5 protein-coding genes are annotated in these 3,220 nt (G+C 59.6%); all 5 read right to left on the reverse strand.

Translation table 11 applies throughout. The annotated features are described in order from the left end of the window. Positions 1-381: sugar nucleotidyltransferase (locus tag WA989_RS15565; protein ID WP_424341395.1), on the reverse strand; the 381-nt coding region annotated here is incomplete at its 3' end. Further along, positions 378-1,262, reverse strand: a complete 885-nt coding sequence (rfbD, locus tag WA989_RS15570; protein ID WP_424341396.1) for a dTDP-4-dehydrorhamnose reductase — start codon at positions 1,260-1,262, stop codon at positions 378-380. The genes rfbD and WA989_RS15565, both read right to left, overlap by 4 nt. 15 nt (positions 1,263-1,277) lie before the next feature. Further along, entirely contained in the window at positions 1,278-2,333 is a 1,056-nt protein-coding gene (gene rfbB / locus WA989_RS15575; protein ID WP_424341397.1) for a dTDP-glucose 4,6-dehydratase, read from the reverse strand. 30 nt (positions 2,334-2,363) lie between these two features. Beyond that, positions 2,364-2,921, reverse strand: a complete 558-nt coding sequence (gene rfbC, locus WA989_RS15580; protein WP_424341399.1) for a dTDP-4-dehydrorhamnose 3,5-epimerase — start codon at positions 2,919-2,921, stop codon at positions 2,364-2,366. A gap of 108 nt (positions 2,922-3,029) precedes the next feature. Beyond that, the coding region (locus WA989_RS15585; RefSeq protein ID WP_424341398.1) for a TraB/GumN family protein at positions 3,030-3,220 on the reverse strand (191 nt) is incomplete at its 5' end.

Genomic DNA, 3,220 nt, shown 5'->3' on the forward strand with positions numbered 1-3,220 from the left:
GGTCAGCGATCCGGCTGTGCGCAGCTGTTCGGTCAGCCCAGCGCCATAGAAGATGTTGTCACCCAGGGCGAGAGCACAGGGACTTCCGTCCACGAAATCCTCACCGATCAGGAAGGCCTGGGCGAGGCCTTCTGGTTTTGGCTGGGCGGCGTACTGAAAGTTCATGCCAAGGTGGCTGCCATCGCCCAACAGGCTCTGAAAGAGCGAGGACGCTTCGGGCGTTGTGATGATCAGGATGTCGCGCACACCCGCCAGCATCAATGTGCTGATCGGATAGTAGATCATCGGCTTGTCGTAGATGGGCAAGAGCTGCTTTGAGATCACGCCTGTGACGGGGTTTAGGCGTGTCCCGGCGCCGCCTGCCAGAATGATACCCTTCATGCAAATGTCCCCTCTTGCAGTAGCCGCTCCACGCATGTGCGAACGCTTGCGCGCCAATCCGGCAGTCTTATGCCGTAAAGCTCTGCAAGTTTCGAACCGTCTAGCATTGAATTAGCGGGGCGCGCGGCCGGAGTCGGGTAGTCAGTGGTCGCGATTGGACGCGCCGTCGCTGTCGGACCGCCAAGCGATGCCGACAGACTAAAGACTTCCGCTGCCAGCCCGTGCCAGCTGGTTTCGCCAGACCCGGTCAGGTGAAAGACGCCAAACCGGGCGCCGCCATTCAGTATCTGATGGGCTATGGCAAGCGCTGCGTCCGCAATATCAAGGGCGGAGGTTGGACACCCGGCCTGGTCTGCGACCACACCCAGCTCATCCCGGGATGAGGCAAGCCGCAACATCGTCTTGACGAAATTAGTGCCAAACGGACTGTAGACCCAGGCGGTGCGCAGAATGACATGGTCATCGAGCGTTGCTGCGACGGCCTGTTCGCCTGCCAGCTTGGAACGCCCATACACGCTCAGTGGCGCCGTCGGGTCGCTCTCCTTGTACGCACCGTACTTGGTGCCATCAAAGACATAGTCGGTCGAAAAATGAATGAGCGGAATGCCCGCAGCCTTACAGGCGGCGGCCAGATGCTGGGGACCGTCTGCATTCACGGCAAATGCGTCGGCTTCTTCATCCTCAGCGCGGTCGACGGCGGTATAGGCGGATGCGTTGATGACGATCGCCGCGTTGGTACGCTCGATCGCCGAGCGGATTGTTGCTGGTCTGGTGATGTCCAGGTCCGGCCTGCCGAGGGCAACAAGTCTTGAAGTGTTCTCAGCTCGCTCTGCTAAGGCGCGAGCGACTTGCCCGGATTTTCCAACAATAAGGATCGTCATCAATGTGGCCGCGCCCTATCCGGTCTTCAGCAGGCCTAGGCGTTCGCCTGCATATTTCTTGTCGCGAAGCGGTCGCCACCAGTCCTCATTGTCAAGATACCAGCTTATCGTCTTGGCGAGGCCGGTCTCGAAATTCTCTTCGGTTTTCCAGCCAAGCTCTGTTTGCAGGCGCGTCGCGTCGATCGCATAGCGCGCATCGTGACCGGGTCGGTCTGTGACGAACTCGATGAGGTCGCGGCGCGGCGTGTCACCGGGGCGCAGCTCGTCGAGCGTGTCGCAGATCGCATGCACGACCTGAAGATTGGTGCGCTCATTATTGCCGCCAACATTATACTTTTCGCCGAGCTGGCCGGCCTGCAGGATAAGCAGCAGCGCGCGGGCGTGGTCGCGCACATGGAGCCAGTCGCGCACATTCGAGCCATCGCCATAGACCGGCAGGGGCTTTCTCTCGAGCGCATTCAGCGTGACCAGCGGGATCAGCTTTTCAGGAAAATGGTAAGGCCCGTAATTATTCGAACAGTTCGAGATGAGGCCCGGAAATCCATAGGTGCGTTGCCAGGCCGTCAGAAGATGGTCGGACGCCGCCTTGGACGCTGAATAAGGCGAGCTTGGATCATAGGCCGTCTCTTCGGTGAACAGGCCATCCTCGCCAAGTGAGCCGTAAACCTCATCGGTCGAGACATGCAGGAAGCGGAAGTCGTCTTTCCTGTCCGCAGGCAGCCCGTCCCAATAGGCGCGGGCCACTTCAAGCATCACGAATGTGCCGACGATATTGGTCTGGATGAATTCGCCGGCGCCCGTAATCGAGCGGTCGACATGGCTCTCTGCGGCGAGATGCATGACGGCGTCCGGCTGGTGGCGCTCAAAAATCTCGATCATCGCGTCGCGGTCGGCAATGTCTGCCTGCTCGAAGGCATAGCGCTCATCGCCATCGACGGGGGCGACAGAGGCAAGGTTGGCCGCATAGGTCAGCTTGTCGACATTGACGACCGAATGATCTGTTTCCTCTATCAGGTAGCGGCAAACAGCCGACCCGATAAAGCCGGCGCCGCCAGTGACCAGAATTTTCATCTCAGCGTCCCCTTTCGCGCGTCAGGTCTTTTAATATGCAAAAACCATGTCGACTTCGGCCAATAAGGGTGCCGCAGCATCCTTTTCCGACAGTGTCACACTCGCCGGGTCTATTTTCCAGTCTATTCCGAGCGCCGGATCATCCCACCTGATATTGGCGTCGCTTTCGGGCGCATAATAATCGGTGACCTTGTACTGGATCTCGGAGTCCTCTTCGAGCGTCACGAAGCCATGCGCGAAGCCCTTCGGCACGAGGATCTGAACCCAGTTCTCCGCGCTAAGCTCGGCGCCCACATACTTCCCGAAGGTCGGAGAGCCTTCCCGGATATCCACGGCCACATCCCAGACCCGGCCGCGCGTGCATCGCACCAGCTTGTCCTGCGCATGCGGCGGCTTCTGGTAGTGGAGCCCGCGCAGAACGCCCTTTGCTGCGGAAAAGGAGTGGTTGTCCTGAACGAAATCGAGATCGAGCCCCGCTGCCGCCAGCTCTTTCGCCTTATAGGTTTCAGAGAAGAAGCCGCGGCTGTCGCCAAATCTTTTGGGCGTAATCAGTTTGACGTCAGGAATAGAGAGAGATTCGATCAACAGGACGGCCCACCTTCAGGATTTCGCCGGAATGAATCACAGAAGGATTTCATTCACGTGAACGCCAATGCCCGGCGCCGGGAAAACCTGAACCTCCTCATCCGGAGCGGTCTAAGGCCCCTCAACGTCGTAGCCTTCGTCGCGGAGCATGGTGATAACGCTGTCCGGCCCGGCGAGATGGCCAGCGCCGACGGCGACGAAGACGGTGCCGGGCTCGTCGAGCATGGCCTCGATCTGGGGCACCCAGGTCTTGTTGCGGTCGAGAAAGATCGCCTCGTAGACGCCGTCGCCGCCGCTTGTTT

Origin of the sequence: Henriciella sp., assembly GCF_049649345.1 — a bacterium.
Taxonomy (GTDB): Bacteria; Pseudomonadota; Alphaproteobacteria; order Caulobacterales; family Hyphomonadaceae; genus Henriciella.

What these genes read in the sequence shown, in the direction of transcription:
- rfbB (WP_424341397.1), bottom strand. Translation starts at nt 2,333, where the DNA reads ATGAAAATTCTGGTCACTGGCGGCGCCGGCTTTATCGGGTCGGCTGTT.
- rfbD (WP_424341396.1), bottom strand. Translation starts at nt 1,262, where the DNA reads ATGACGATCCTTATTGTTGGAAAATCCGGGCAAGTCGCTCGCGCCTTA.